Genomic DNA, 6208 nt, shown 5'->3' with positions numbered 1-6208 from the left:
AAGCGGTGTTTTCACACCGCTTATTCCGTAGCTAATGAATCAACTTATTGATTATTTATAAACAATTTCACCAGAAGGTGCGTATGTGTTTACATCAATAGGGCTATTCGCTTGTAGGTAGTCTTTAAGAACTTCAGCATCTACGAAACCAGTGTTAACGAAACCTTTGCGGTCTGTAATCTTAGGATATCCGTCACCACCAGCAGCGTTGAAGCTTGGTACTGTGAAGCGATAGGTATCGTCTAGACGAAGCTGTTTGCCACCAATAAATACGTTAGATACTTGACCATCTTTTACGTGCATTGAAATGCCAGCAAATTGCGCATAAGCACCAGAGTCAACAGGTTTAGTCGCAACAACATTTAGGTAATCAAGCACTTCCTGACCAGTCATATCGATGTAAGTCAGAATGTTTGCAAATGGTTGTACTTTCAACACATCTTTGTATGTGATATCGCCAGCAGGGATAGAGTCACGCACGCCACCAGAGTTCATTACAGAGAAGTCTGCTTTTGCACGTTGCATGTGAGCCGTCGCAATCAAACGACCTAAGTTAGTTTGTTGGAAACGAACAACGTTACGGTCACCTTCCAATTTACCATTCGACTCAGCAACTTTAACACTAAGCTGCTCTTGGCCTTTTTCTTGGTAAGGACGTAGGAATTCCAGCATCTCTTTGTTCTCTGGAATCTCTGTCGTCGCAATCACCATCTTGCTCTCACCGTTAACCTTCACCTTATTCTTCAGGTTCACAGGGATCAAGTTGTAGCTCACCATGTTCAACTCGCCATTACGGAATTCGTAATCAGCGCGGCCTACGTATTTACCCCATTCGTAAGCTTGAACAATGTAAGTACCGTTTTGCATGTCTGGTTTACACTCGTCACCCGGAGCGAAGTTTTTCTTCACTACATTCGGACCTTCCATACATACAGGCTCTTGAGAGTGGCCACCAACGATCATATCCAAGTCGCCTTCATTCAAGTAGCGAGCAAGTGCAACGTCACCCGGTGCATTGATACCGTATTCACCGTTTTGGTAGTGTCCCATGTGAGTCACTGCAATGATCAGATCTGGGTGTTCAGTCTTTTTCAGCTCAGCGATAACTTTCTTCGCTTCTTCTTTAGGATCGCGGAAGTCGATACCACCAATGTATTCTGGGTTACCAATTTTCGCCGTGTCTTCCGTGGTTAAACCGATGACCGCGATTTTGATACCTTGCTTATCAAACATTTGGTATGGCTGGAACAAACGCTTGCCCGTCGCCTTGTCGTAAATGTTTGCTGAAAGCATTGGGAATTCAGCCCATTCACGCTGTTTGAACAGCACTTCTAGCGGGTTATCAAACTCATGGTTACCTAATGCCATTGCGTCGTAACCAATCTTGGTCATGCCTTTGAAATCTGGCTCTGCATCTTGTAGATCAGACTCTGGAACACCCGTGTTGATGTCACCACCAGAAAGTAGAAGCAGGCTACCGCCTTCAGCTTCAACTTGAGCGCGAATATCGTCGATCAAAGTCTTGCGAGCGGCCATGCCGTATTCGCCGTATTTGTTTTGCCAGAAACGACCGTGATGGTCATTGGTGTGAAGAATAGTCAGTTTGTACGTTTTATCTGCTTCCCACTCGTGAGTAGGTTGCGTCGCACAGCCTGCCAGTGACGCCAAAATAGCGGTACTTAAAACCGTTTTTAAAATAAAGCCTTGTTTCATTGTCATACCTTTGAGCTGATGAAATCCACTAATAATAATTTTTAGGTCTAGATCAATCCGTTATCCATTGAGTTAACTTGAGATCGACCTATAAAAATAGATCTAACCTTAAAATAACCTCACATAAGTGACAGAGTTATTTCATATTAATGTCTAATAGATCACAATAGAAACGTCAAAAAATTTAGTCACTTAATCGGCTAAATAGTAAAACTAGTTTATTGAAGCCGTTTTTTTTACTTTTTATTGCATTAGTAGGACGAATTTGTGAATGAAATCGTTTGCTCAACGAATTCATTACAATCAGGCAGAGATAAAAAAGCCACCTTTCGGTGGCTTTTTACTTATAAATTCATTCAATTAGCGAATGTCGATTTTCTCAAAACTCTTCACTAAATCATCGAGAGCTTTCATCTGTGCCAAGAAAGGCTCAAGCTTGTCTAGTGGTAGTGCTGAAGGACCATCACAACGTGCTTTTTCTGGGTTTGGATGCGCTTCAATAAACAGACCTGCAATACCCGTCGCTAAACCTGCTTTCGCAAGCTCTACGGTTTGTTCACGACGACCACCAGAAGCTGAACCGGAAGGGTCACGCATTTGCAGTGAGTGAGTCACATCAAAGATAATCGGGCTACCGTTTGAGGCTTTCTTCATTACGCCAAAACCAAGCATATCCACTACTAGGTTATCGTAACCGTGGCAAGAGCCGCGTTCACATAGAATGATTTTCTCGTTACCACACTCAGCGAACTTCTCAACGATGTTGCCCACTTGACCTGGGCTCATGAATTGAGGTTTCTTCACGTTGATAACAGCACCCGTTTTTGCCATTGCTTCAACTAGGTCAGTTTGACGAGCAAGGAACGCTGGAAGTTGGATAACGTCTACCACATCAGCAACAGGCTGTGCTTGAGCTTCTGTGTGTACGTCAGTGATAATTTTCACGCCAAAAGTATCTTTCAGCTCTTGGAAAATTTTCATGCCTTCTTCAAGGCCTGGACCACGGTATGAGTGAACTGAGCTACGGTTTGCTTTATCAAACGACGCTTTAAACACGTACGGAATACCAAGCTTATCCGTCACTTTTACGTAGTGCTCACAGATTTGCATTGCCAAATCACGAGATTCCAGCACATTCATACCTGCAAACAAGGTGAACGGTTTGTCGTTTGCGACAGGAATATCGCCAACGTGAACGATTTTTTGGTCCATGTTTTATCTCTTCAATAATTAATGCAAGGTCACAGTGTTATGACTGAGTGCATGCATTTGAGTTTTTAATAATTCTGCTGCTGGATCGTCAGGGCAATTATCAATAAAGAACTGATAATCAGACATTGCCACCTGATGACAATCTAATTGCTGATAAATATAGCCTCTATCGCGGATTTCGTACGGATCATCCGGAACAAAAGTCAGGGCTAAATCCGTGCATCTCAGTGCCAGAGTGTAGCTTTCTTCACGCAATAAGGCACTTTTCAACAAAGCAAGCCAACGACCGATAATCGTTGGATGGTCAGTAACTTTCAGATCTTCCGCTTTGAGTTTTGCCAGAGGGCCTTTCATTCCGATCAACCAAGCTTGTAACGTATGATTTGAAACATACTCACCCGAAAACGGATTCAAATATTGGTTGGTTTCATCTGACCAATTCACTTGCAATAAAAACTGTGTTGGAAACGTAATACCTTGCAAAGGAAAACCGAGTTTGCGACCGAAGTACAGCAGTAGAGCACCTAAACTCACTGGCACACCTTTACGTCGTTCTAATACCTTATCAATAAAAGCATTGTTGGAATCGTAATACGCTTCGCGATCGCCAATAAATCCCCACTCTTTATAGAACAAGTGTAAGAATGCATCGAAGCGCTCTTTCCCTTCGGTTTTATCTGCGAGTATTACCTCAGCTTCATTTAGTAGACGGCTTAACTCTTGCTCAGCCCATTCTACTTGAGTTTCTGGATCGATGGCTTTGTTGAGGATTAATGCTCCTTCAACCAGCTCCATCTCATCAAAATCTTCATCAAATAAGTCAAGCATTTAACTACTCTTTTTTCGCTAACAGTGATTATTCTAATTGAGCTTTTTCTATTGTTCGGCTTTTCTTCTAGCCAAAGAACACTGGCATTTTTGTCACGGCAACTTTGCCCGCCATTCCCAGCCAGCCTAGTGCACCGAAAAAGGCAAATGTACGCAGTAAGTTGTTGCGTGCTAATTTCAGTGTGAAGAAACCCAATGCAATGTAAGCCAGTACACAAGTAAGCTTTTCAGTCATCCACGGAGCGGCTGCCGTAAATGGAATAAAGCCAGTGATAAAGATTAAACCAATACCTGATAGCAGTAAGAAAGTATCAACGACGTGAGGCGTTATTTTCAGAAACTTATTCTGTAGATGCTTGGAGTTCATCATCAACAACACATAGCGAACTGAAAGCAATAGAGCGCTGATCGCAATGGTCAGCATATGGAAATGTTTTAAACCTTCGTACATCTTTATCCTCTTTACGCCTTATATGACTTTTTATTTGATATCGTTTTTTATTCGATATTGGCCTAAGGTAACACGATCATTACCAGCATAATCCTTTTGTGTTTCAACATTGCTATAGCCGAAACACTGCAAAATCTCTCTCACCGCTAAACCTTGGTCATAACCATGTTCAAACAGCAGCCAGCCATCGTTTAACAGATAATCACGCGCTTTGTCACTGATGGTTTTTATGTCTGCCAAACCATTATCGGATGCAACCAACGCACTCTTAGGTTCAAAGCGAACATCACCAACGGATAGATGCGGATCGTTTTCTTCAATATATGGTGGGTTTGAAACAACTAAAGCAAACTTTGTTCCCACTGGTACAGGTGAAAACCAACTGCCATTCCAGAATGACGCATTAGTAATGCCTAAACGCTGCGCATTTTCGCTAGCGAGCTGCCAAGCTTCCTCACGCAAATCAATACCAAACACTTTACGCTGTGGGAGCTCTGATGCCAGAGCGAGAGCAATCGCCCCTGTGCCCGTACCTAGATCTAAAATATCTCCATCGATAAGCTGAGATTTATCTAACGCAAGTTCCACCAGTCTTTCGGTATCCGGTCTTGGAATCAAAGTGGAAGGAGATACTTTTAACGGCAGTGACCAAAACTCACGCTCTCCAATGATATAAGCAACAGGTTCGCCGGATTTTCGACGCTCAATTAACACGTCAAACTGGCTTTGTTGTTCGGATTGAAGGGTTTTATCTGGCCACGTCAGTAGATAGGAACGCGGTTTTTCTAACACATGGCAAAGTAGCACATTGGCATCAAGAGACGGCGAATCACTGCCGCTCTCGATAAATTGCTCTGTTGCCGCTTTTAAAGCAGCCTCAATGGTTAGAAACATTGATTAGTTTTGCTCTGCAAGTGCTGCTAACTGATCTGCTTGGTGCTCTAGTAATACAGGATCGACCAACGCTTGTAGATCACCTTCCATTACCTCACTTAAACGATAAACCGTTAAGTTGATGCGGTGATCAGATACACGGCCTTGTGGGTAGTTGTAAGTACGGATACGGTCGCTACGGTCACCAGAACCTAACAGGTTACGACGTGTATCTGACACTTCAGCCGCACGCTTAGCTTGTTCAGCTTGAGCAATACGCGCAGCAAGAACTGCCATCGCTTTTGCTTTGTTTTTGTGCTGTGAACGTTCGTCCTGACACTCTACTACGGTGCCTGTTGGCAAGTGAGTAATACGGATTGCAGAATCCGTGGTGTTAACGTGCTGACCACCCGCGCCCGAAGAACGGAAAGTATCGATTTTCAGATCGCTTGCTTTAATTTCTGGGATTTCAGCTTCTGGCACTTCAGCCATTACCGCTACTGTACATGCAGAAGTATGAACACGACCTTGTGATTCCGTTGCAGGAACACGTTGAACACGGTGACCGCCTGATTCAAATTTCAGTACGCCGTATGCGCCATCGCCGCTCACTTTCGCGATCATCTCTTTGTAACCGCCGTGTTCTGCTTCATTTGAAGACATTACTTCAATGCGCCAGCCTTTCTTCTCTGCAAAACGGCTGTACATGCGGAACAAATCACCAGCGAAGATACCGGCTTCGTCACCACCAGCACCTGCACGAATTTCAAGGAAGCAGTTACGGTCGTCGTTTGGATCTTTTGGAAGTAGAAGAATTTGCAGCTCGTCAGTTAAACGTTCGATTGCCGCTTTCGCTTCTTTCATCTCTTCCTGAGCCATTTCACGCATTTCTGCGTCATCTTCTTTGGTCATCTCTTCAGCGGCAGCTAAGTCATCTTGAGCTTGCTGATAGGCTTGGAAACACTTAGTGATCTCTTCAAGCTGAGAGTACTCTTTTGACAGAGCACGGAATTTATCTTGATCACCAATAACCGTTGGATCACCCAACAGGTGTTGAACCTCTTCATAACGTTCAACAAGAGATTCAAGCTTCACTAAAATCGACGAGTTCATATTTTCTTCTTTAAATTC

General features: G+C 43.5%; 6 protein-coding genes. All 6 read right to left on the bottom strand.

Annotated features, from left to right (window positions below; translation table 11 throughout):
• Positions 1–51 precede the first annotated feature (51 nt).
• The 6 genes from ushA to prfA all read right to left on the bottom strand — a co-directional run bounded on the left by ushA (position 52) and on the right by prfA (position 6190).
• The gene (ushA, locus tag ACOSVQ_RS14845; protein WP_491983273.1) at positions 52–1713 is read right to left on the bottom strand and encodes a bifunctional UDP-sugar hydrolase/5'-nucleotidase UshA; all 1662 of its coding nucleotides are present in this window, start codon (positions 1711–1713) and stop codon (positions 52–54) included.
• A 360-nt stretch (positions 1714–2073) separates the two neighbouring features.
• Positions 2074–2925, bottom strand: coding sequence for a 3-deoxy-8-phosphooctulonate synthase (gene kdsA / locus ACOSVQ_RS14840; protein ID WP_491983272.1), 852 nt, complete (start codon positions 2923–2925; stop codon positions 2074–2076).
• A gap of 18 nt (positions 2926–2943) precedes the next feature.
• Positions 2944–3753, bottom strand: a complete 810-nt coding sequence (locus tag ACOSVQ_RS14835) for a SirB1 family protein (protein ID WP_491983271.1) — start codon at positions 3751–3753, stop codon at positions 2944–2946.
• Positions 3754–3820: 67 nt separating this feature from the next.
• The gene (locus tag ACOSVQ_RS14830) at positions 3821–4204 is read right to left on the bottom strand and encodes a SirB2 family protein (protein ID WP_165312024.1); all 384 of its coding nucleotides are present in this window, start codon (positions 4202–4204) and stop codon (positions 3821–3823) included.
• 30 nt (positions 4205–4234) lie between these two features.
• Complete coding sequence (gene prmC, locus ACOSVQ_RS14825; protein WP_491983270.1) at positions 4235–5098, bottom strand: peptide chain release factor N(5)-glutamine methyltransferase; 864 nt, start codon at positions 5096–5098, stop codon at positions 4235–4237.
• 3 nt (positions 5099–5101) lie between these two features.
• Positions 5102–6190, bottom strand: coding sequence for a peptide chain release factor 1 (gene prfA / locus ACOSVQ_RS14820; RefSeq protein WP_491983269.1), 1089 nt, complete (start codon positions 6188–6190; stop codon positions 5102–5104).
• Positions 6191–6208: the final 18 nt, after the last annotated feature.

The sequence above is a fragment of the Vibrio sp. HM8-C genome (genome assembly GCF_058630515.1).
Note: the sequence above shows the minus strand (reverse complement) of the source record. Positions and strands in the feature narration are given on the sequence as shown.

Excerpts from the sequence above, each read along its gene's own strand:
- ushA (WP_491983273.1), bottom strand. The coding sequence starts at position 1,713 with ATGAAACAAGGCTTTATTTTAAAAACGGTTTTAAGTACCGCTATTTTG.
- kdsA (WP_491983272.1), bottom strand. The coding sequence starts at position 2,925 with ATGGACCAAAAAATCGTTCACGTTGGCGATATTCCTGTCGCAAACGAC.
- ACOSVQ_RS14835 (WP_491983271.1), bottom strand. The coding sequence starts at position 3,753 with ATGCTTGACTTATTTGATGAAGATTTTGATGAGATGGAGCTGGTTGAA.
- ACOSVQ_RS14830 (WP_165312024.1), bottom strand. The coding sequence starts at position 4,204 with ATGTACGAAGGTTTAAAACATTTCCATATGCTGACCATTGCGATCAGC.
- prmC (WP_491983270.1), bottom strand. The coding sequence starts at position 5,098 with ATGTTTCTAACCATTGAGGCTGCTTTAAAAGCGGCAACAGAGCAATTT.
- prfA (WP_491983269.1), bottom strand. The coding sequence starts at position 6,190 with ATGAACTCGTCGATTTTAGTGAAGCTTGAATCTCTTGTTGAACGTTAT.